At 62.5% G+C, this 20,781-nt stretch carries 18 protein-coding genes; all 18 read right to left on the bottom strand.

What is annotated here, in order from left to right; translation table 11 throughout:
- Positions 1–25 precede the first annotated feature (25 nt).
- Complete coding sequence (locus GRF63_RS05750; protein WP_160484977.1) at positions 26–934, bottom strand: NAD-dependent epimerase/dehydratase family protein; 909 nt, start codon at positions 932–934, stop codon at positions 26–28.
- Positions 931–2,064 (bottom strand): glutamate 5-kinase, encoded by a 1,134-nt coding sequence (gene proB / locus GRF63_RS05745; RefSeq protein WP_160484976.1) that lies wholly within the window; start codon positions 2,062–2,064, stop codon positions 931–933. The genes GRF63_RS05750 and proB overlap by 4 nt, the downstream gene beginning before the upstream one ends.
- 38 nt (positions 2,065–2,102) lie before the next feature.
- A complete protein-coding gene (obgE, locus tag GRF63_RS05740) occupies positions 2,103–3,167 on the bottom strand; it encodes a GTPase ObgE (RefSeq protein WP_160484975.1) in 1,065 nt (354 codons plus the stop codon).
- A 218-nt stretch (positions 3,168–3,385) separates the two neighbouring features.
- Positions 3,386–4,306, bottom strand: a complete 921-nt coding sequence (locus GRF63_RS05735) for a hypothetical protein (protein WP_160484974.1) — start codon at positions 4,304–4,306, stop codon at positions 3,386–3,388.
- A gap of 170 nt (positions 4,307–4,476) precedes the next feature.
- The gene (locus GRF63_RS05730; RefSeq protein WP_160484973.1) at positions 4,477–5,256 is read right to left on the bottom strand and encodes a Bax inhibitor-1/YccA family protein; all 780 of its coding nucleotides are present in this window, start codon (positions 5,254–5,256) and stop codon (positions 4,477–4,479) included.
- Between the two features lie 130 nt (positions 5,257–5,386).
- Complete coding sequence (locus GRF63_RS05725; RefSeq protein ID WP_160484972.1) at positions 5,387–6,187, bottom strand: pyrroline-5-carboxylate reductase family protein; 801 nt, start codon at positions 6,185–6,187, stop codon at positions 5,387–5,389.
- A 31-nt stretch (positions 6,188–6,218) separates the two neighbouring features.
- Complete coding sequence (locus GRF63_RS05720; protein WP_160484971.1) at positions 6,219–6,725, bottom strand: type III secretion system chaperone family protein; 507 nt, start codon at positions 6,723–6,725, stop codon at positions 6,219–6,221.
- Between the two features lie 158 nt (positions 6,726–6,883).
- On the bottom strand, positions 6,884–8,479 hold the full coding sequence (locus GRF63_RS05715) for a tetratricopeptide repeat protein (RefSeq protein WP_160484970.1): 1,596 nt from the start codon (positions 8,477–8,479) through the stop codon (positions 6,884–6,886).
- Between the two features lie 89 nt (positions 8,480–8,568).
- Positions 8,569–10,233, bottom strand: a complete 1,665-nt coding sequence (gene ftsZ, locus GRF63_RS05710; protein WP_160484969.1) for a cell division protein FtsZ — start codon at positions 10,231–10,233, stop codon at positions 8,569–8,571.
- A 106-nt stretch (positions 10,234–10,339) separates the two neighbouring features.
- Complete coding sequence (gene ftsA / locus GRF63_RS05705; protein WP_160484968.1) at positions 10,340–11,635, bottom strand: cell division protein FtsA; 1,296 nt, start codon at positions 11,633–11,635, stop codon at positions 10,340–10,342.
- A complete protein-coding gene (locus tag GRF63_RS05700) occupies positions 11,635–12,561 on the bottom strand; it encodes a cell division protein FtsQ/DivIB (RefSeq protein WP_160484967.1) in 927 nt (308 codons plus the stop codon). Before GRF63_RS05700 ends, ftsA begins: the two co-directional genes overlap by 1 nt.
- Complete coding sequence (locus GRF63_RS05695; protein WP_237392300.1) at positions 12,548–13,540, bottom strand: D-alanine--D-alanine ligase; 993 nt, start codon at positions 13,538–13,540, stop codon at positions 12,548–12,550. Before GRF63_RS05695 ends, GRF63_RS05700 begins: the two co-directional genes overlap by 14 nt.
- Positions 13,537–14,493 (bottom strand): UDP-N-acetylmuramate dehydrogenase, encoded by a 957-nt coding sequence (murB, locus tag GRF63_RS05690; RefSeq protein WP_160484965.1) that lies wholly within the window; start codon positions 14,491–14,493, stop codon positions 13,537–13,539. Before murB ends, GRF63_RS05695 begins: the two co-directional genes overlap by 4 nt.
- Positions 14,490–15,920 (bottom strand): UDP-N-acetylmuramate--L-alanine ligase, encoded by a 1,431-nt coding sequence (gene murC / locus GRF63_RS05685; RefSeq protein ID WP_160484964.1) that lies wholly within the window; start codon positions 15,918–15,920, stop codon positions 14,490–14,492. The genes murB and murC overlap by 4 nt, the downstream gene beginning before the upstream one ends.
- A complete protein-coding gene (gene murG, locus GRF63_RS05680) occupies positions 15,917–17,122 on the bottom strand; it encodes an undecaprenyldiphospho-muramoylpentapeptide beta-N-acetylglucosaminyltransferase (RefSeq protein WP_160484963.1) in 1,206 nt (401 codons plus the stop codon). The genes murC and murG overlap by 4 nt, the downstream gene beginning before the upstream one ends.
- Positions 17,119–18,345 carry an FtsW/RodA/SpoVE family cell cycle protein gene (locus tag GRF63_RS05675; protein ID WP_160484962.1) on the bottom strand — a complete coding sequence of 409 codons (1,227 nt, stop codon included), beginning with the start codon at positions 18,343–18,345 and terminating at the stop codon, positions 17,119–17,121. Before GRF63_RS05675 ends, murG begins: the two co-directional genes overlap by 4 nt.
- Positions 18,342–19,703, bottom strand: coding sequence for a UDP-N-acetylmuramoyl-L-alanine--D-glutamate ligase (murD, locus tag GRF63_RS05670; RefSeq protein ID WP_160484961.1), 1,362 nt, complete (start codon positions 19,701–19,703; stop codon positions 18,342–18,344). The genes GRF63_RS05675 and murD overlap by 4 nt, the downstream gene beginning before the upstream one ends.
- Complete coding sequence (gene mraY / locus GRF63_RS05665) at positions 19,700–20,773, bottom strand: phospho-N-acetylmuramoyl-pentapeptide-transferase (RefSeq protein WP_160484960.1); 1,074 nt, start codon at positions 20,771–20,773, stop codon at positions 19,700–19,702. Before mraY ends, murD begins: the two co-directional genes overlap by 4 nt.
- Positions 20,774–20,781 lie beyond the last annotated feature (8 nt).

Genomic DNA, 20,781 nt, shown 5'->3' with positions numbered 1-20,781 from the left:
CGGGCGCACCGCGTCAATTGCCGGGTTACAACCAGCCGTGCTGCGCATACCAGCGCGCGGTTTCGGCCAGGCCATCGCGGGTTTCGATCTCAGCCTGCCACATGCCCGCAGGTACGCGGCGCTCCACTGCGCTGATCCAATCGGGATGCGCCATATAGCGCGCCCGATCGGGTGTCAGCTTGGCGCTCTTCCGGCGAAATAACCGGTCCAGCCGCGCCGCGCCAAGCAGCACGGATCGCGGCACGTTGGGGGACCATACGCGCTTCCCCATCGCCTGCCCTATCGCTTTAGCCAGCTCCGCATGCGTCCAGCCGCCATCGCGCCCGTCATCGGGTTCGAAAACGCGGGCGTGGCTGTCCGACCCTGCATCGACCAGCGTCAGCAACAGCCGCGCCAGATCGTCTACATGGATCATGGATGCGCGGCCCGCTGGCGGCATGGGCACAATGCCCCAGCGCGCCGCCTTGAACAGCTCCAGTATCTCCGTATCGCGCGGCCCGTACACCGCGGGCGGGCGCACGATGGTCCAATCCAGACCGCTGGTCTGCACCACTTCTTCCGCCAGCCGCTTGGAATGGCCATAATCGGATAGTCCGGGCTCTCTCGCGGCAAGGGACGACACGTGAATGAAGCGTTTTACCCCGGCATCCCTCGCCGCGGCAGTCACTGCTTCTGTCCCCGCCACGTTCCCGCTGTGAAAGCCGGCTGAATCAGGCGCATTCACCACGCCAGCAATATGGATGATGGCGCGCGCGCCGCTGGCCATTTCGACCAGCGCATCTTGCGTCGACAGATCTCCGCGCACCCACGCCACATGCGTGCGGCTTTCCTGTGGCCGCCGCGTTAGCGCCGATACATCAATTCTCTGCCTGCTTGCCGCATCCAGAACGGCCTGTCCGACAAAGCCGGTGCCGCCGGTGACGGCAAGTGTCATAACAACACCAGATGATCCCTGTGGATCACCGCCGAACGCGGCGTGTGGCCGAGGATGTCTTCATGCTCCTCGCTCGAATGGCCACGGATAGCGATCACGTCGGACCAGTCATATTCCACCACGCCCTTGGCGATCATGCGGCGGCTTTCGTCGTAAACGGGCAGGATATCGCCGCGTTCGAATTCGCCTTCCACCTTGATGATGCCGGTGGCGAGCACGCTCTTGCCGTTCTGCAAGGCCTCAACGCAGCCATCGTCCACGGTCAATGCACCGTTGAAGCGCATGCGCCCGCCGATCCAGGCGCGCCGCCCGGTGTCTTCCCGCTTGGGCAGGAACAGCGTGCCGGTTTGCCCGGCCAGCGCGCGGGCCATGGGCATTTCATGCTGCCCGTCGATAATGGCGAGCGCGATGCCGGCACGTTCGGCGATCTCAGCGGCCAGCAGTTTTGCCGTCATGCCGCCCGAACCAAGGCCGGAACCCGATCCGCCATCGGCCATGGCGTGGATTTCATCCGTCACGCCGCGAACCTCTTCCAATCGCTCCGCATCGGGATGGTCCGGGTGGCGATCATACAGGCCGTCAACATCGGTCAGCAGCATCACGCCGTCGGCATCGCAGGCCTGCGCCACGCGGGCGGCCAGCCTGTCATTATCGCCAAAGCGGATTTCGCCGGTGGCAATCGTGTCATTCTCGTTCACCACGGGCACCACGCCCGATTTAAGCAGGCGGCGCAGCGTGGCGGAGATGTTCAGATAGCGACGGCGATGTTCGAAATCATCCAGTGTCAGCAGCAATTGCGCGGCCACCAGTCGCCGCTCTGTCAGCAAGTCAGACCATGTGGAGGCGAGCGCAATCTGGCCCACCGATGCAGAGGCCTGCGCCTCTGCCAGCGTGCGCCTGCCGCCATGGGTGAAGTTAAGCTGCTTGCCACCGATGGCAATCGCGCCGGAGCTGACGACCACCACTTCCTGACCACGTTCCTGTGCGGTCACGATTTCGTTCACGATGGTGCGCAACCATTCCACCCGCACCTGGCCTGCGCCATCAACCAGCAGGGCGCTGCCGATCTTGATAACAAGGCGGCGGCAGATTTCAGGATCGCGGAAGTCTTCTAGTGTTTCAATTGGCATGGGCAGGCAGATAGAGGCTGTCTGGCGCGGATGCTAGGTCAGATTGGCGTCCATGGCTTTTCTTCCGGGGAATCAACATCATCCGAAGGAAGAGTTCCGGGCTGCTCCGTCGCCGTGCGATCAGGAAGGTATGATAATACCGCATCCATCAATTCGTTGATGCCCTCCCCGGTTGCCCCGGAAACCGGAAAGACCTTGCTCGCCCCGGCCGCGATTAGCTCCTCGCCAAAGCCCTTGGCCAATTCCGCATCGGCCAGATCCACCTTGTTAAGGGCAACCAGGCGCGGCTTGTCTTCCAGGCCTGCGCCATAGGCTTCCAGCTCCTGCTCCACGATACGCATGGCGGAAGGGGGATCGTCATGGCTGATATCGATGAGGTGGATCAGCACGCGGCAACGCTCGATATGGCCGAGGAAGCGATCACCGATACCGGCGCCGTCTGCCGCGCCCTCGATCAAGCCGGGAATATCTGCCAGCACGAACTCACGGCCCTTGTGGCGCACAACGCCCAGCTTCGGGATCAGCGTGGTGAAGGCATAATCGCCCACCTTCGCCCCGGCATTGGATACGGCATTGATAAAGGTGGATTTGCCCGCATTGGGCAGGCCGACAAGGCCGACATCGGCCAGCAGCTTCAGCCGCAGCCAGACCCACATTTCCTGCCCCGCAACGCCCGGCTGGTGCTGACGCGGGGCACGGTTGGTGGAACTCTTGTAACTGGCATTGCCGCGCCCGCCCATCCCGCCTTCCAGCAGGACGACGCTCTGGCCCTCCTCGGTAAAGTCGACCAGCACGGTTTCCTTGTCCTCATCCAGCACCTGCGTGCCGATGGGAACCTCTATCACCAAGTCTTCCGCACCTGCGCCCGTGCGATCGCGGCCCATGCCGTGGCTGCCGCGCTTGGCCTTGAAATGCTGGTTGTACCGAAAATCGATCAGCGTGTTGAGGCCGGGCACGGCAACCAGGATGATGTCACCACCCTTGCCGCCATTGCCGCCATCGGGGCCGCCGTACTCGATATATTTCTCACGCCGAAAGCTGACCGCGCCGGGTCCGCCCCCGCCGGATTTCAGGTAAATCTTGGCTTGATCGAGAAAATGCATGGGGCGCCCATATGCGCTTTTGCGCCTTCGCGCCAGCTACTCGGCAATCCTGGGCCAAAGTGGACGGGATAAACAGGATGGCTGCGCCGAGGCTGGCCGATGATTTGGCCGACGTGTCGCTGCTGCCATAACGCGTCGCGGCCCAGCCGCGCGTAAAGCGAGACTGGGCCAGCGAACTTTAAACAAGGGTCTGGATGGGGAACGCTCCCCCTTTATCTTCAATCCTGTGCGTCGTTTGGTATCGGCTGCACCACAGGAGTGCTGGCGACACTATCATCCACATTGATCACCGGGATCAGTGCGCCGGTTGCCGTGTCAGGCACGCCAACGGTCTGTTCCGGGACGACGCTTTGTATAGCCACACCCATTGCGCGCTGCTGCTCCGGCGTGCCGTAAAGCGCGACCCAGCCCGGCTGCGAATAGCCGTACATGTCACCATAGCGGGCATCCCAGGCGCTCGATTCCGCCTGATACTTCTCATACGCAGTGTAAAACTGCTCGAACGCCATTTCATAGCGTTGCAGCCCTGCGGTTGCGAACAGATCGAAGTCAGTGGGCCGAGTGGCGAGATAATCATTGGCCACAGCCAGCGCCATATTGCAGAAATGCGATCGCGCCGGGGGCGAGGCGAAGTAGTTGTAAAGGCCGGTGGAATGCGTTTCCCGCATCAGCAGCGCGGTGCGGTTCACCTTCGCACGGGCAGTGGATTCGCCCGCATTGGCCAACTGATCCTGCGCATCCTTGCGAAAACGGCTTTCCACGGCTGCGTTCGCAGCATCCAGGCGGCTATCTTCCGCAAGCAGCATCTGACCATAGGCATCCAAGATCGGTGCGTGCACATCGCGCGTGCAGTTGAGCGCGGCCACGTTCCACCCGGAACGGAAGTGCCAGATTGCCTCGTCAGTGGTGAGGCCGGTGTTGATCGTCTGCCGGTAACCCATCGCATCCTTCGCCGGGATAACCATTCCGTAGGATGCCTGTGGCGGCGGAAGGGGCCGATACGGCGTGGTTTCAACCACCGGCGGCGGTGGCGGCGGCGGAGGGGGTGGCGGTGGAGGGGGCGGTGTTGCGCAAGCAGCCAGCAGAGCGACACCGGTGGCCGCTGCGATGGCGCGGATACCAAGGGGTGGTTTTGTCATAAGTGCAGGTTAAATCCCTCTCATGCCACAGTTGTTCCACTGTCAGCACAGTTATTTGTACGCTGGCTTAGCCGGGACTGAAGGCAAAGAAAATGCCCGGAATGCATATTTGCACTCCGGGCACCGTATTTTCGATTCAGCCTGCCGGAACAGGCAGTTACGTAGAAATCCTATTCGCGTGCCGCGCCCATGAAGCGAAGCAGGAAGAGGAACATGTTGATGAAGTCCAGATAGAGCGAAAGCGCGCCCATGACCACCATCTTGCCTAGCGGGTAAGCAGCTGCGGCAGAGGGGTTGGTCATCTTCACCTGCTGGATCGCCAGATAGTCGTTCTTGAGACGCTGCGTATCGTAAGCGGTAAGACCTGCAAAGATCAGCACGCCAAGCGCAGAGATCGCCAGTTCAAGACCGGGCGAACCGATCAGGAAGGCATTCAGCAACGAGGCAACGATCAGGCCTATCACGCCCATGATCAGGAACGATCCCCAGGCCGAGATATCCTTTTTCGTGGTGTAGCCGAACAGGCTGAGGCCCGCGAAGGCACCCGCGGTTGCGAAGAACGTCACCGCGATGGACGCACCGGTGTAGACCAAGAAAATCGTCGACAGCGAGAGGCCCATCAGCACGGCAAAGCCCCAGAACATTGCCTGCAGCGTACCGGTAGAGAACTTGTTCTGGCCAAAGCTCATCGCGAAAACGATAGCCAGCGGCGAAAGCGCCACCAGCCACATCATCGGGCCCTGTGCAAATTGCACCGCCAGGCCAGAGCGCGCCGTCAACAGCGCGACAATACCCGTGAGCAGAACGCCCGAGGCCATGTAATTGTAAATCGAAAGCATGTGCTTGCGCAGTCCGGCATCGAAGGTCGTACCGCCAGCGACATCACCCGTCTGGCTAGGCGACACCCCAAACCCGCTGCGGGTCGAACGGTTGTCGTTCCAGTTTGCCATGTTATCCAAAACTCCTTTGGCCCGGCCTCACATAGCGGACCGGATTGCCTACAATATCGGGATTTTCCGCAAGATTTTCAAGTGAAACCGGATGATGCTCCGGTTGTCACAGGTTAACCTTGCAAACGGCTTATTTGCGCGCTTCGCGTGACATTTCAACGCTGCGATCGCGACCGGCGCGAAGGCATTTCGTCATCAGCTTGTTCATCGCCTCGTCCTCGTCAAGCACGTCCAGCCCCTTGCGGGTGACGCCGCCGGGAGAGGCAACCATGTCCGCCAGCATGCCCGGATCATGCTCCGATTGGGCTGCCAGGGCAGATGCGCCTTCCGTCATGGCGATGGCAAGCTTTGTCGCCTGTTCCTTATCCAGGCCAAGCTCTGTGGCACCGGTGATCAGCGCATCGATGAAGCGATATACGAAGCCCGGCCCGCTGCCCGCCAGCGCGGTGACGAGATCGAACTGGTCTTCCCCTACCCAGCCCGGCGTGCCGAGATGGGCGATGAAATCATACAGGCTTTCGCGGCCCTTTTCGTCCAGACCGCTCTCCGCGAGGGCGACGGGGGACTTGCCCAGCGACACGGCGAGGTTGGGCATTACGCGCACATGGGCGCCGGCATTGGGAAAGGTTTTTTCAAGCGTATCCAACTGCGTGCCGGCAAGGATGGAAAGGATGGTGGTCTGCGGTCCGGCAAGTGCCTGAAGCTGCGGAGCGACATCGCCCAGCATATGCGGCTTTACGCCCAGCAGGATGGCATCGAACTGGCCTTCTGCCGGAATCTCGCGCAGCGGCGGGATGCCGCCCGGCAGGCTGTCACGGTTTGGAACCACCACCTTGAAAGCGCTGGCGGGTATTCCCGCCCGCATCCAACCTTCAAGCATTGCACCGGCCATGTTGCCACAGCCTATCGTCAGTATGGATTGATAAGTCATGCCGGGTCACTTGGCATGTTGAGCGATGAAATCAAGCCTCGCCCGCGGCATCCACCAATGCGGCATCCAGTGCCTCGCCGGGGGACTTGTCTCCCCACAGCACGAACTGGAATGCGGGATAGAAACGATCGCACTCCGCAATCGCGGATTCCACCGCCAACTGCGCCATATCAAGGCTTAGCATGCCGTCATCACCCAGCATCAGGCCGTGCCGATACAGGATCACGCTGCCTTGCGACCACATGTCGAAATGGCCCAGCCACAACTGTTCGTTTATGCGTGCCAACAATTCATGTGCGGCGCGCTTTTTCTCATCGGCCACGCGGATTTCGGGCAGGCACAGAATCTGCAGCACCTTGTCCTCCACCCGCCAGATGCCGCGCACCTGATATGTGGTCCAGGCTCCGGGAACCTCGCCGCTCACCTCATCATCGCTGGCTTGCTGCGTGGCCCAGCCGTTCGCCTCGAACAGGGCGGCCAGCATTTCCACCGGGGCCGCGTCCTGCCCTTCCTCGATCATGTCGTGTCCGGTGTTCATCGCGAGAGTGCCTGCAAATTCGTCATGCCATGCTTAATGCAGCGGCAACCACTTGCGGCGCAATCGCGCGGCCTCAGTTCTCCGGGCAAAACCTGTTTCGCCTGTTGGCAAGGTGTGAACAAGGCTTGGGATGACTTGGGGAAAACCCGGCACAACCGTCAATCAAGCTTTTGAATTTCTTCACCTTCTTCGCTGGCAAAGCGGAAACTGTCCACGCCCTGCCCTGCCAGCTCGCTAACCCTCTCCTGCGCGGCGCGCGCCGTATCGAAAGGCCCCGTCAAAAGGCGGTTGGTCTGCCCCCATTTAGCGGTGAAGGCGTCCACATCATCCAGCAGACCACCGGCGTTGCGCACGATGCGCCGCCAGTCGAAACGGAATGCCGATGTGTCCTGCCCCGTCGCCACCTGGACCCAGTGGCGCGCGGGATGTGCCGGCGGTTTCGGCTTTACCGGCGCGGGCTTTTCACGCGGCGGATCGATCGCGGTGATATCGACTGCGCCACTGCGGGATGGCACCTGCGCCGATTCAAGTGTGAAGTCTGCAAAGGCTTCAGCCAGGTCGATCTGCTCCGCCTCCTGTTCCTGCGCGGGCTGCGGCGCGGTTTCCGTCAAGGTGAAGGATGGCCGCGCATCCTGCGCATCGGCGAACGCCGGTTCGCTTTGCATGGCCGTTGTTATGCCGGGCGATGGCTGGCTTGCGGCAGGGGTCGGCGCGGCTGTAGCAACCACCACCGGCTCTGGCTGTGCAGGAGCAGGCTGGGATGCGGCGACTGTAGTGGGCGACGCATTCAACGGCGGCAATTCGCCGGAACTCTCAACCGCAGCGACTGGGGAATTGGACAGAGGCGCACTGGGAGCAGGGCCAAGGGGTTCTCCCTGCGGCGCAAGCCGACTGGACGCGCTGCTGGCGCGGGTGGCGGAAGGCTGGGCGGGCGCGCTATCGGTATAGGCCGCGATCTGCGAGCTATCGTTGCCGATCTCGCGCGCGGCCGGGAAGCGGCCCTGGTTGGCCGCCGCGGCCTGCTGCGCCGGGGTGAGCCGCGGCATATACCGCAGGAACGGTGCCAGCCGCATGGACAGGCGTTGGGGCAGCATCGTCTCGGCTATGGAGATAGCCTCCTGCTGATTGCCCAGAATTGCCAGCGCAAAGGCGCGGGTGCGGTAGGCGGCACGATCCTGTCGTTGCAGCAGAGGCAGCAGCGTCGTTTCGGATTCCTCGGCATTGCCGCTGATGGCATAGCTTAAGGCAAGGCGGCGCCGCACCGTGGGGTTATCCTCCCGCGCCAGTGCCCGGCGATACAGTCGCTGCGCGCGGGCATTTCTGCCCACCAGATCGTAGGCCAGCCCCTGCTCCGCCTCATAAGGCATCATCTGTACGCCGCCGGCCGCCGCGTTTTCAAACAATCGCAGCGCGGTAACCGCCTCCCCCCGGCGCACCGCCACCAGGGCAAGGCCGATCAACACACGCGTATCGTCAGGCTCCACCGCCTGCGCGCGCGAGAAGAAACCAAGCGCGGCATCCACATCATTGAGGGTAAGCGATGCCCGCCCCGCCGCCACCAGTGCAGGCACGCTTTCAGGATTGCGGGACAACCGCCGCAGCGCCTCGTTCAGTTCCTCTGCGGCGGGTTCGGGCAGCGCCTGCACCACCTCCTGCGCATGCGCCGGGGCCGCGAGCGGCACCAGCGCAAATGCGACAGAAGCAGAAAGGGTGGCCAGAAATTGTGCCGATGAAATGGAAAGCGAACGTGTCATTCGTTTACCATTATACCGCCTTCGCTGAATGATGCGAAAACACCTCGTCCAAATTCCTGACCGACTTATTGTCTAGCGCGATGACAGGCCTACTGGTTGTTCTGGCGACCAAGAAAACGCGGGATGCGCATGGCGCCGCCATCGTCATCGTCGTCGTCATCATCATCGTCGTCGCTGGCTTCGGGCGCCTGGCGGGAAAGATTGGCCATGCGTTCGAAGAGCGTACTGCCGGATGATGCTGCGGCGGCCGGTGCGGCAGCTTTGCTACCTGCATCATCGCCGCTGCCCGCATCATCACTCGCGCCGCCAAGCATACGTGCGCGCCGGCCGCCTTGTGAGGGCTCAGGCTCGTCACCTTCGGCCAGACGGCTTGCATCAAGCAGCAATTCGTCCTGATCGGCGCTACCGTCGTCATCAGCATCGGCATTGCCGTCGGCAATCTCTTCGGTCAGATCGAACGCGCCATTATCGGCCGAAGATGCGTCATCGCCGTCATCGCCAAAACCGCCGTCGCTGCCGAATTCACTGTCGTCGGCCGGGGTGACCAGGCCTTCGCTCTCGTCATCCGCGTAATATGCAGAAGCGGCAGGCTCATTATCGTCAGAGCTTTCAAAGCCGGTATCGGCCTCGTCAACAGCGCCCAGATCCAGCGTATCGGAAGCAGACGTCTGCTCCTCAGCCTCGGTTGCTACCTCGGCACTGTCCGATGGGATCGTCAAGCTTGGCTTGCGCGGACCGCGCGCGGCCGACAGATCCAGCGGACGCGAGTTTTCACGCGGCATATCGCCGGATTGTTCGATGCCGGTGGCCACCACGGAAACGCGGATCTTGCCATCGAGATCGGGATTGAACGCGCTGCCCCAGATGATGTTCGCCTCCGGGTCCACCAGTTCGCGAATGTGGTTTGCAGCCTCGTCCACTTCCAGCAGCTTCATGTCTTCGCCGCCGATGATGGAAATGATCACGCCCTTGGCGCCCTGCATGGAAACACCGTCCAGCAGCGGGTTGGCGATGGCATGTTCGGCAGCTTCCAGCGCGCGGTTTTCACCCTCGCCTTCGCCTGTACCCATCATCGCCTTGCCCATTTCGCCCATGACGGAGCGCACATCGGCAAAGTCGAGGTTGATGAGACCCGGCATCACCATCAGATCGGTGATGGACCGCACGCCCTGCTGCAGCACTTCGTCCGCCAGCATGAAGGCTTCCTTGAAGGTGGTTTCCGCCTTCGCCACCAGGAACAGGTTCTGGTTCGGGATAACGATCAGCGTGTCGACATGCTTTTGCAGCTCGTCGATGCCGCTTTCGGCGGCGCGCATGCGGCGCGTGCCTTCAAACAGGAATGGCTTGGTTACCACGCCGACTGTCAGGATGCCCTTGTCGCGCGCGATCTGCGCGATGACGGGTGCCGCACCGGTGCCGGTGCCGCCGCCCATGCCAGCGGCGATGAACACCATGTTCACGCCTTCCAGGGCGCGCTCGATCTCTTCCACCGTCTCCTCGGCAGCGGCGCGACCGACTTCGGGCCGCGAGCCTGCACCAAGGCCCTGCGTGATATCGGGGCCAAGCTGTATCCGGTGTTCTGCGGTGGAGCTGTTCAGCGCCTGCGCATCGGTGTTCGAGACAATGAAGTCCACACCTTCGATCTCAGCTTCGATCATGTTGGCGATGGCATTGCCACCTGCTCCGCCAACGCCGATCACGGTAATCCGGGGACGCAGTTCGTCCACAGAAGGCGGGCCAATATTGATGCTCATCTTATCGTCTCCTCGGCAGGCCTAGGAAATCTGCCATTGGTGTCTTTGCCATAAAGGGTAAATCTAAAGGATGCTTTTGCCAGCACTATCCACAGATTGCGCCTTTTCAAAAATATTCGCGCATGGCGGTCCACGCGCGCATCAGGCTTGTCAACGGGCCATAGCTGCCTGTCGTCGTAAAACGTGATCCAACCGCGCGGATATCCACCGGGTCTTCCGCTGCATAAAGAACCAGCCCCGCCAGCGTGGAGAAGGCAGGCGAACTGTGCGCTTCGGGAAGCCCCTTCAACGCAACCGGCCTGCCGATCCGCACCGGCACGCCCAGCACGCCCTGCGCATGGTCCGCCAGCCCGGCCAGCTCTGCCCCGCCGCCGGTGATCACCACCTGCCGCGCTTTCGAGCCGGGGGCACCGCCGGTAAAACCCATTGAATCCAGCGCCTTGGCAACATCACTCATCAGCATGTCCAGCTCACCCGTGATCACGCCGATCAATTCCGCACGCGGAACCTGGCCGGTGCCGTCGCCGCCGCGCGCAACCGGGCGCTCCCCTTCCTCTGCGGGGGAAGCAATGGGGATCATCTCGCGATGGTCCGCCGGGCTGGCAATGGCAGAGCCGCACACGCATTTCAGCCGCTCTGCCTGAAACCGCCGGATCGAAAAGGCCGACGCGATGGCATCGGTGATATCGGCAGAGCCGCGGGGAAATGCCGTTAGGCCAACCAGCATGCCGCCAGCATAGACGGAAACATTGGTCACTTCCCCGCCAAGTTCCACCAGCGCAACGCCAAGATCGCGCTCTTCCTCGGACAGGCAGGCATAACCCGTGGCCAGCGGCGATGCCACCAACCCTTCCACATCGAGGTGCGCATTCTGCACCGCTTCCGTCACATTGCGGACAGGCGCGCCATCGGCCAGCATCACGTGCACATCCACGCCCAGCCTGTCTGCATGCAGGCCCTTGGGGTTGGAAACGCCATGCGCGCCATCGAGGAAGTAGCAGGCCGGCTGCGCGTGCAGAACGGTGCGACCATCGGGGCCAAGGCTCTCTCGCGCGGCGATCAGCAGCGCCTCGATATCCTCCTCCTCAACACGGCGGCCACCGATGCCGATTTCCACGGGTCGAATTTCGCTCGCCAGGCCCGCGCCCGAACATCCGATCCACACGCTGTCGACACTGGTGCCCGCCAGCTTCTCAGCCCGCTCCAGTGCATCGCGCACGGCATAGGTTGCCGCCGCCATATCCACCACATAGCCGCGCTTTATTCCTTGGCTGGCGCGATGACCGCTGCCCAGCACCTGCATCTCGCCGTCCTCGGTCAAGGCGGCGATCATGGCAGACACGCTGAACGAACCGACATTTACCGCGCCGAATACACGCGCAATTCTCTGGTTGGAGGCCATCAGGTTTCTTCCCCCTTTTGCTGTTCGCGCATGGATAATTCCTGCCGTTCGGCACGCCCCGGCACATGCATGTACATGCGCGGCGGATTGCGCATGTCGAAACTGGCCACTTCCCCGCCGATCAGGCGATGCACGCCATCGGCCTGGGCAAAGCTGATCAACGCGGCGGCAGAGCGATCGTCACCCTGCGGCAGGGCCAGCCGCTGATCGGTATCGAAGGTGAGGTTCCAGCGGCGGTTGCCCACCCACTCGGCCCCGGTAACCTTGCCCTTCAGGGCGGGCGCTGAATCCAGCAGCATGTCCAGGGCTTCCACCTGGCCTTGCGCGCCCGGCCCTTCGATCAGCAGGTAATCCTTGGCATCGGCTGCCGCAATCGGCTCCAGCTCAACGCCCGTGGGATCGATCAGCATCAGCCGATCCGCCCGGCGCAATACGGCGTGCGGATCACGCTCCACCACGTTCACCACCAGCAAATCAGGCAATTGGCGCGAAACGCGCGCATCTTTCACCCATGGCAATTGCAGCAGATCTTCGCGCAGGCCGTGCATGTCCACGCGCGTCATCGCCAGATCACGCTGGCCGAAGGCGCGTTCGTGCACCAGCATGGAATTCATGCGTTCGGTGCCGCGCACTTCCACGCGGGCAAGCTTGAAGCCTGCGTTGCTGGCCACATGGGCAAAACGGTCTGACGCAACCGCCGTCGCGCCCGAAATCTGCGCCAGCCATGCCAGTGCTACCACCACGCCGCCCAGAATCAGGACGGTGAAGGTCTTTTGCAGCTGTTCTTCGGTGAACGGCAGCATCCCCAGCATGCGTCCAAGGATGGACTGGCCCTGCTTGCGCGCAGAGCGGACCTTGCGGCTGGTGCCCTGCGCGCGCGCCTGCCGGCGCACGCCTTTGGTATTGCGGGAGTTAGTTCTGGCCATCACCCGACCTGCCATCATCCAGCCTGCCTGCGCGGCGCAGGGCATCCTCGACGATCATCTCGCAAAGCTGCGGATATTCGATCCCGCAATGCCGCGCCTGTTCGGGCACCAGGCTGAGCGGCGTCATGCCCGGCTGGGTGTTGGTTTCCAGCAGAAACAGCCCTTCTTCCCCGCGCTCGTCATCCCAGCGATAATCGGAGCGGGATACGCCGCGGCAGCCCAGCCGCCGATGGGCCTGCACCGCATATTCCATGCACAGGCGCTCAATCTCGTCCGGCAGTTGCGCGGGGAAGATATGCTGCGTCTTCCCGTCGGTATATTTGTTTTCGTAATCGTAGAACCCGCTTTCCACCACAAGCTCCGTCACGCCAAGCGCGCGCAGGCCGCTGGGCGTATCGATCACGGCGGTGGTCAGTTCCCGGCCGCGAATGAAAGGTTCGGCCAGCAAGGTGGCAAAATCCTGCCACGGGCCCTTGGCCTCCCGGCTGATGGGGTTTCCGCAATTGCTCTCATCCGTCACGATGGCAACGCCAACGGAAGACCCCTCGTTAACGGGCTTCAGGACATATGGCCGGGCAATTGGATCGCCATTGTACAATTCTTCCGATCGCACCACGCGCCCGCCGGGCATGGGGATGCCGTGCGGCACCAGTGCGTGCTTGGTCAATTCCTTGTCGATCGCGATAACAGACGTGGCAAGGCCGGCGTGGGTATAGGGGATGCCCATCAGATCCAGCATGCCTTGCACCGTGCCATCTTCGCCCGGAGCGCCGTGCAAGGCGTTGAACACCACATCGGGCGCAGCCTCGGCAATCTTTGCCGCGACATCGCGTCCCATATCCAGCCGCGTAACGCGGTGGCCCGCGCTTTCCAGCGCATCGGCCACGCCGTTGCCAGACATCAGCGATACGTCACGCTCATTCGCCCAGCCGCCCATCAGGACAAGAATGTGCAGGTCTGCTGGCAAGTTCGTTGTCATGGACGTCCCACTCGTTTGATTTCCCATTCCAGCGCCCTGCCGGTCTTTTCCGCCACGCGGCGGCGCACTTCCTCGCCCAGCCCTTCGATATCGGCGCTGGTTGCATCACCGGTGTTGATGAGGAAATTGGTATGCTTCTCACTCACCTGCGCGCCGCCCATGGTAAGGCCGCGGCACCCGGCCTCGTCTACCAGTTTCCAGGCGCTGGTGCCTTCCGGATTCTTGAAGGTGGAGCCGCCTGTCTTGGTGCGCAGCGGCTGCGAATTCTCGCGCTCCTCTGCAATCCGGTCCATCTCCGCGCCGATTTCGTGCGGATCGCCCGGAGTGCCCTTGAAACGCGCGGCAACCACGATGGCACCTTCGGGCAGGCGCGAGTGGCGATAGGAATAATCCAGGTCCTGCACCGGCAGCGTCACCAGATTGCCGCCGGGCAGCACCACGTCGCAATCCACCAGAACATCAGCCACTTCGCGGCCATAGGCGCCGCCGTTCATGCGCACGAAGCCGCCCACCGTGCCGGGAATACCCCGCAGAAATTCAAGCCCCGCAATACCCGCATCGCGCGCGGTGGAGGCGACCAGTATGCCCGGCGCGCCGCCGCCGCATTCCACAACTTCGCCGCGCTTTGCCTCCACGCTGGAGAATGGCTTGCCCAGGCGCACCACCACGCCCGGCACCCCGCCATCGCGGATGATGAGGTTGGACCCCAGCCCCAGCGCCATCACCGGGGTAGAGCTGCCGAGCTGGCCCAGAAAGGTGACAAGATCTTCAAGATCGGCAGGCTCGAACAACCAGTCTGCCGCGCCGCCGCTTTTGAACCATACCAGCTTGGCCAGCGGCGCACGCGCCGTCAGTTCGCCGCGCACGTTGCGCGGCACATTTGCCGTTACGCCGGGGGCCTCGTCAGCGCCGGGCGCTTCGTCGCCGTGCATCTGTTCGCCGGGTTGCATCATGATTTTCTTGCGCCCTCCGCGGCGCGGTAATTCGAAACGTCCTTCGCAAGGCTGGCAGCCCATTTGGTGATATCGCCAGCACCAAGGCACACGATGATATCGCCGGGCGAAATGTCCTCAGCCAACCGGGCCGCAAGGTCAGCCGGGCCTTCCACCGCAACAGCGTGGCGATGCCCGCGCGCCTTCAACCCTTCCACCAGTGCATGTTCGTCCACCCCGGTGATTGGTTCTTCGCCGGCGGGGTAGACTGGCGCTGCATACACTAGGTCTGCATCGCCGAACGCGCCTTGGAAATCCGCCAGCAGATCGCGCAGGCGGGTATAGCGGTGCGGCTGCATCACAGCCACCACGCGCCCACTCGCCGCGTCGCGCGCAGCGGACAATACGGCGCGGATTTCCACGGGGTGATGGGCGTAATCGTCAATCACCCTGATATCGGAACCGATGGTGCCGACATGGCTGAAACGCCGCCGCACCCCGCCAAAGCGGGAAAAGCCATCGCGAATGGCATCGGCAGAGCAGCCCATTTCCAGCGCCACGGCAATTGCCGCGCAGGCATTCTGCACGTTGTGGCGACCCGGCATGGGCAAGGCGATATCGTCCACCCGCAGCTCGCTGCCATCGCGCAGGCGCTGGATCGCATCGAAGCGCGTCACGCCGCCGTCGGGCGTCACATTCTCCGCCCGCACATCGGCATGGGGAGAAAAGCCATAGGTGATCACGCGGCGATCGCGCACCTTGGCGATCACATTCTGCACTTCGGGATGATCGATGCAGAGAACCGCCGCGCCATAAAACGGCACATTCTCGATAAACTGGACGAAGGCATCCTTCACCGCGTCAAAACTGCCGTAATGATCCAGATGTTCGGGATCGATATTGGTGACAACAGCGATGGTGCCATCGAGGCGCAGGAAGCTGCCGTCGCTCTCGTCCGCTTCCACCACCATCCACTCGCTGTCGCCCAGCCGCGCGTTGGAGCCGTAGCTTTCGATGATGCCGCCATTGATGACGGTGGGATCAACGCCGCCCGCATCCAGCAGTGTGGCAACCATGCTGGTGGTGGTGGTTTTCCCATGCGTGCCGGCAACGGCCACCGTGCGTTTCAACCGCATCAGTTCCGCCAGCATTTCCGCACGGCGCACCACGGGAATGCGCGCATCCAGCGCGGCGGCGACTTCGGGATTGGTGCGTTTCACGGCGGTGGACGTCACCACCACGGCAGCATCGCCGATATTGGCGGCATCATGGCCGATGAACACGGTGATGCCATTGTCGCGCAATGCCTGCACGCGGGCGCTGTCGCTCAGGTCCGATCCCTGTACGCTGTAGCCAAGGTTATCCATCACCTCTGCAATGCCGGACATGCCGATGCCGCCAATGCCGACAAAATGGATCGTTCCGATATCCGTACCTACGCCTTTCATGCGCCCTTACCCCTTGGCGTATCGCGCGTTGCGCGGTTGGGCGCGGCTTCCTGCGAAGCGCCGCGCGCATTGTTTTCGCCCACGCGGATCACATCCATCATGTCTGCCCCGCCAAAGCTTTCCACCAGATCGGCAAGATCGCTGGCCGCATCGGGCCTGCCGCAATTCCACGCGGCATGCGCGGCGTTAGCCAGCGTTTCCGGTCGCTGCGCCATGGCGGCGATCTGCTTGGCCAGTTCCTTCGCCGTGAAACCCGTCTGCCGAATAGAGCGCGCGCCCCCGGCCTTCACGATTTCGCGCGTGTTGGCCGCCTGATGATCGTCCGTTGCAATGGGCAGCGGCACCAGAATGGCAGGGCGGCCCACGGCGGTGAGTTCGGCGATGGTGGATGCGCCTGCGCGCCCGATAAACAGGTGCGTATCGGCAAGGCGCGCGGACATGTTCTCGAAATAGGTGGCCAGCTCTGCCGGAATCTCGTGATTGGCATAGCGCGCGCGGACCGCGTCCAGATCTTCTGGCCGGCATTGCTGCGTTACCTGCAGGCGATTTCGCAGCGCGGGTGGCAGCATGGAAAGGCCATCGGGCACCACTTCGGAAAGCACGCGCGCGCCCTGGCTGCCGCCTGTTACCAATACGCGAAACAGCCCTTCTTCGGTGAAGGCAGGAAATTCCTGATCCCGCAACGACAGCACAGCGGGGCGCACCGGATTGCCGACAAGGTGCGTCTTCTTCTCGTATTTCGCCTTCAGCCGATCGACATCAGGATAGGACAGCGCAATGGCATCCACCCTGCCCGCCAGCAACCGGTTGACCCGGCCCAGCACGGCGTTCTGTTCATGCACGATGGTAGGAATTTCCATGGCCTGTGCGCCCAGCAAGGCAGGCAGGGCGGGATAGCCGCCAAATCCGATCACGGCCGTGGGCTGCACCGTTTCATAAAGCCGCTGCGACATGGTGCGCCCTTGCAGCACGGCCTTGATCGCGGCGGGCCAGCGCAAGGGGTTCTTGCCGAAGCGGCCTGCGGGCAGAACATGCGCGGTGAGGAAATCGGGCTTGCCGGGAATGGCTTCCCCGCGTTCATCGGTAATCAGCGCGACGTGATGGCCGCGCCGTTCCAATTCATGCGCAAGGGCAAAGGCAGGCGTCAGATGTCCGCCGGTGCCACCGGCAGCCAAAACGAAGTGGCGCGTAGAGCTGGTCATAAATCGTCCTCCTTCTCCAGTGCGTCACGCACATCGAAAGGTTCCCGCGCGAGGAAAGGATTGCGCCGCGTTACCGCCAGCAGAAGGCCTATCGTGAAACACTGCGCTATTGTTGACGATCCGCCATAGCTCACCAAGGGCAAGGTCATGCCCTTGCTGGGGAAAAGCTGCAGATTGACGAGAATATTGATGAAAGCCTGCCCGCCGAAAAAAGCGATCAGCCCGCTGGCGGCAAGGATGATGAACAGCCTGTCCTCATCCACCAGCCGGATCAGCACGCGCAGGATGATGGCGAGATACAGCAGCACGATCAGCGCGCAGATGATCAGGCCCAGCTCTTCCCCGATGACGGAGAAGATATAGTCGGTGTGCGCTTCGGGCAGGCGCAGCTTGTTCTCGCCCAGCCAGAAACCGCTGCCGGTCCAGCCGCCTGCGGTCAGCGTGCGATTGGCCAGGTCCACGTGATCATAGGCGGTGGGGCCACCGAAAAAGGAATCGATGCGGTGGCGCGCATTGTCATAAAACAGATAGGCGGCCAGCATCCCGGCAACGCCCGCGCCCAGCAGCATGCCGATGCGCTGCAAGGGCAGGCCTGCCAGCATCACCATCACCAGCCACGTGCCGATAAACAGGATGGCCGCGCCCAGATTGGGCTGCGCCATCAGCAGCACGGTCACCAATCCCACCAGCGCGCCCGATATGCCGATCACCGGCAGTTTCGGATCGCGCAGCTTCCAGGACAGGATCCAGGCCAGCGTCACGGCGAATGCGGGCTTCAAGAATTCGCTGGGCTGCACGCCCATGCCAAACCTGATCCAGCGCTTGGCACCGTTCACCTCGTACCCGACGAAGGGTACAAGGAACAGGAGCAGCAGCATGAAGCCCGCCATGACGATGGCACCCCGGCGCATCAGTTCACGCGGCAACAGCGATGTGCCGATCAGAACCAGCAGACCCAGAGCCTGCCAGCGGATATGCGCCCAGAAGAAATAGAGATCGGGCAAGCTTTCTTCGCTGGTGGAAAGGCGGTGGGCGCTGGCAGGCGATGCCGCGGCCACGGCCAGCGTGCCAACCGCCATCAGCAGCAGCACGAAGAACAGCAGCCAGCGATCGATCTCCCGCCACCAGATGCGCAGTTCGCGCTTGCGATCCTGCTGGTAGCGCGGGGTGCGTTTCTCGCTCTCTTGCCCGCCGCGCGGAATATAGATCGGCGGCGTGTTCATGCAGCAGACCTTGAATCGAACCCGCATTCAGCCGGGGTCGCATCGCAGCCGATGCTGGCGGCAAGATCGCGGAAGGTATCGCCCCGAGCCTCGTAATCGCGAAACTGATCGAAACTGGCGCAAGCCGGGCTGAACAGGATGACTTCGCCGGGCTGCGCAGCGGCGATGCTGCGCGATACCGCCTCGGCCAGCAGCTCGCACCGCTCCACCCGAACAACGGATTCCAGCAGGTCCGAAAACATCGGGCCGGCCTCTCCGATAGTGTAGGCGCAGGCGACATTGCCGAAATAGGGCGCGCAATCGTTCAGATTGTCTTCCTTCGCCAGTCCGCCGCAAATCCAGTGAACGCGCGGTTTGCCGTCAACCGGCGGATAAGCCGCCAGGGCAGGCGCGGTGGAAGCGGGATTGGTGGCCTTGCTGTCATTCACGAACAACACGCCGCCTGCCTCGCCCATGCGCTCCATCCGGTGCGGCAATCCGGCAAAGCTGGCAAAACCCGTCAACACGGCATCGCGCGAAACGCCAAGGCGCTGCACCAGTGCCGCAGCGATTGCCGCGTTCTGTAGATTGTGCGGCCCTTGCAGGCTGGGCCATTCCTTCTGGAACGGCTCCCACGCCCAGGCATCCACGCAATGCGCAAGACCATCGGGACGGCGCGCAGCCTCGGCCTGCTGGATGGCTCTGGTGGGCGCATCCTCGCAACCGAACACGGCGTATTGGCCTGCGCCCTGCATGGTGAACAGCCGCCCTTTGGCAAAGGCATAGGCGGTAAAATCGTCATACCTGTCGAGGTGATCGGGCGTGATATTGATCAGCGCCGCCGCCTCGCACGCCAGCGAACGGGTCAGGTCAATCTGATAGCTCGACAGTTCGAACACATAGACGCCGCCTTCCTCCAGCGGCTCCTGCCCCAGCACGGGAAGGCCGATATTGCCGCCCATGCGCGTTGGCACTCCGGCCTCGCGCAGCAGGTGATGGACCAGCGCGGTGGTGGTGGATTTGCCATTTGTGCCGGTGATGCCCACCACGCGGTGGGGCGGCAGTTCTGGCCGGGCCAGCGCAAACAATTCGATATCGCCGATAATGGGCACACCCGCCGCGCGCGCCCTGTCCGCGATGGGATGGGTGTTGAGCGGCACGCCTGGTGAAACGACGATGGCATCGAAGCCAGTAAGGTCAATCTCCAGCGGATCGGCAATGGTGCAACGGCTGGCCAGCTTTTGCTTCGGCTCGTTACGGCGATCCCACGCGGTTATGCGCGCGCCGCTGGCCAGCAGCGTTTCCACCGTGGCCAGGCCCGAACGCGCAAGGCCCAGCACACAGTAATTTTTCCCGGAGAAGGCCTTTGCCGTGATCACCTGAGCTTCAACGTGGCCAGCCCGATGACGGCGAGGACCAGGGCAATGATCCAGAAACGGATCACGACCTTGCTCTCGCTCCAGCCGAGCTGTTCGAAATGGTGGTGGATAGGAGCCATGCGGAAAATCCGCCGGCCAGTGCGTTTAAACCAGAAAACCTGAATGATCACGCTGACAGCCTCCAGCACGAACAGGCCGCCTATGATGGCAAGCACGATCTCGTGATGACTGGCAACGGCAATCGCGCCCAGCGCGCCGCCAAGGGCCAGCGAACCGGTGTCACCCATGAACACGGCTGCAGGCGGGGCGTTGTACCAGAGGAAGGCCAGCCCTGCGCCCATGATGGCGGTGCACATGATAGCCAGCTCACCTGCAGACAGAACATGCGGAATGCCAAGATATGCAGAAAAGTCGGCGCGGCCCACAAGGTAGCAGATCAACGCAAAGGCACCGGCGGCGATCACCACCGGCATGGTGGCAAGGCCATCCAGCCCGTCTGTAAGGTTTACGGCATTGCCCGCGCCCACGATTACCGTGGCGGCAAAGGGATAGAACAGCCAGCCCAGTTCCAGCCCGGTGTCGGAAAGGAAGGGCAGGTATAGCGCGGTAGACCCCACCTCCTGCACGATGATGTAGGTGGCGATCCCGGCAACGAAGAATTCCGCCAGCAGGCGGACCTTGCCCGAAACGCCCTTATGACTACGCTTCGTCACCTTGTCGTAATCATCCAGAAAACCGATCAGGCCAAAGCCCAGCGTCACGGCCAGGCATGCCCACAGGAACGGGTTGGAAAGATCCATCCACAACAGCATGGAAATGGTCAGCGCGGTCAGGATCATCAGGCCGCCCATGGTGGGGGTGCCCACCTTCTTCTGATGCGATTCAGGGCCGTCTGCACGGATCGGCTGACCCTTGCCCTGGCGCACGCGCAGCATGTTGATGAACTTGGGGCCGATGATCAGTCCGATGAAAAGGGCCGTCATCATCGCCGCACCAGCACGGAAGGTCTGATAGCGGACGAGGTTGAACGCCCCTTCGAAATTCATCATCTCGGCAAGAAAATACAGCATGTGTTCGC

The organism is Aurantiacibacter rhizosphaerae, from assembly GCF_009807005.1.
Classification (GTDB): domain Bacteria; phylum Pseudomonadota; class Alphaproteobacteria; order Sphingomonadales; family Sphingomonadaceae; genus Alteraurantiacibacter; species Alteraurantiacibacter rhizosphaerae.
This window is presented reverse-complemented; position numbering and strand designations above follow the sequence as displayed.

Coding starts and splice junctions, on each gene's coding strand:
- murB (WP_160484965.1), bottom strand. CDS start 14,493: ATGATGCAACCCGGCGAACAGATGCACGGCGACGAAGCGCCCGGCGCT.
- GRF63_RS05725 (WP_160484972.1), bottom strand. CDS start 6,187: ATGACTTATCAATCCATACTGACGATAGGCTGTGGCAACATGGCCGGT.
- GRF63_RS05675 (WP_160484962.1), bottom strand. CDS start 18,345: ATGAACACGCCGCCGATCTATATTCCGCGCGGCGGGCAAGAGAGCGAG.
- GRF63_RS05715 (WP_160484970.1), bottom strand. CDS start 8,479: ATGACACGTTCGCTTTCCATTTCATCGGCACAATTTCTGGCCACCCTT.
- GRF63_RS05700 (WP_160484967.1), bottom strand. CDS start 12,561: ATGGCCAGAACTAACTCCCGCAATACCAAAGGCGTGCGCCGGCAGGCG.
- mraY (WP_160484960.1), bottom strand. CDS start 20,773: ATGCTGTATTTTCTTGCCGAGATGATGAATTTCGAAGGGGCGTTCAAC.
- proB (WP_160484976.1), bottom strand. CDS start 2,064: ATGCCAATTGAAACACTAGAAGACTTCCGCGATCCTGAAATCTGCCGC.
- GRF63_RS05735 (WP_160484974.1), bottom strand. CDS start 4,306: ATGACAAAACCACCCCTTGGTATCCGCGCCATCGCAGCGGCCACCGGT.
- ftsA (WP_160484968.1), bottom strand. CDS start 11,635: ATGGCCTCCAACCAGAGAATTGCGCGTGTATTCGGCGCGGTAAATGTC.
- GRF63_RS05750 (WP_160484977.1), bottom strand. CDS start 934: ATGACACTTGCCGTCACCGGCGGCACCGGCTTTGTCGGACAGGCCGTT.
- GRF63_RS05720 (WP_160484971.1), bottom strand. CDS start 6,725: ATGAACACCGGACACGACATGATCGAGGAAGGGCAGGACGCGGCCCCG.
- obgE (WP_160484975.1), bottom strand. CDS start 3,167: ATGCATTTTCTCGATCAAGCCAAGATTTACCTGAAATCCGGCGGGGGC.
- murC (WP_160484964.1), bottom strand. CDS start 15,920: ATGAAAGGCGTAGGTACGGATATCGGAACGATCCATTTTGTCGGCATT.
- GRF63_RS05695 (WP_237392300.1), bottom strand. CDS start 13,540: ATGACAACGAACTTGCCAGCAGACCTGCACATTCTTGTCCTGATGGGC.
- GRF63_RS05730 (WP_160484973.1), bottom strand. CDS start 5,256: ATGGCAAACTGGAACGACAACCGTTCGACCCGCAGCGGGTTTGGGGTG.
- ftsZ (WP_160484969.1), bottom strand. CDS start 10,233: ATGAGCATCAATATTGGCCCGCCTTCTGTGGACGAACTGCGTCCCCGG.
- murG (WP_160484963.1), bottom strand. CDS start 17,122: ATGACCAGCTCTACGCGCCACTTCGTTTTGGCTGCCGGTGGCACCGGC.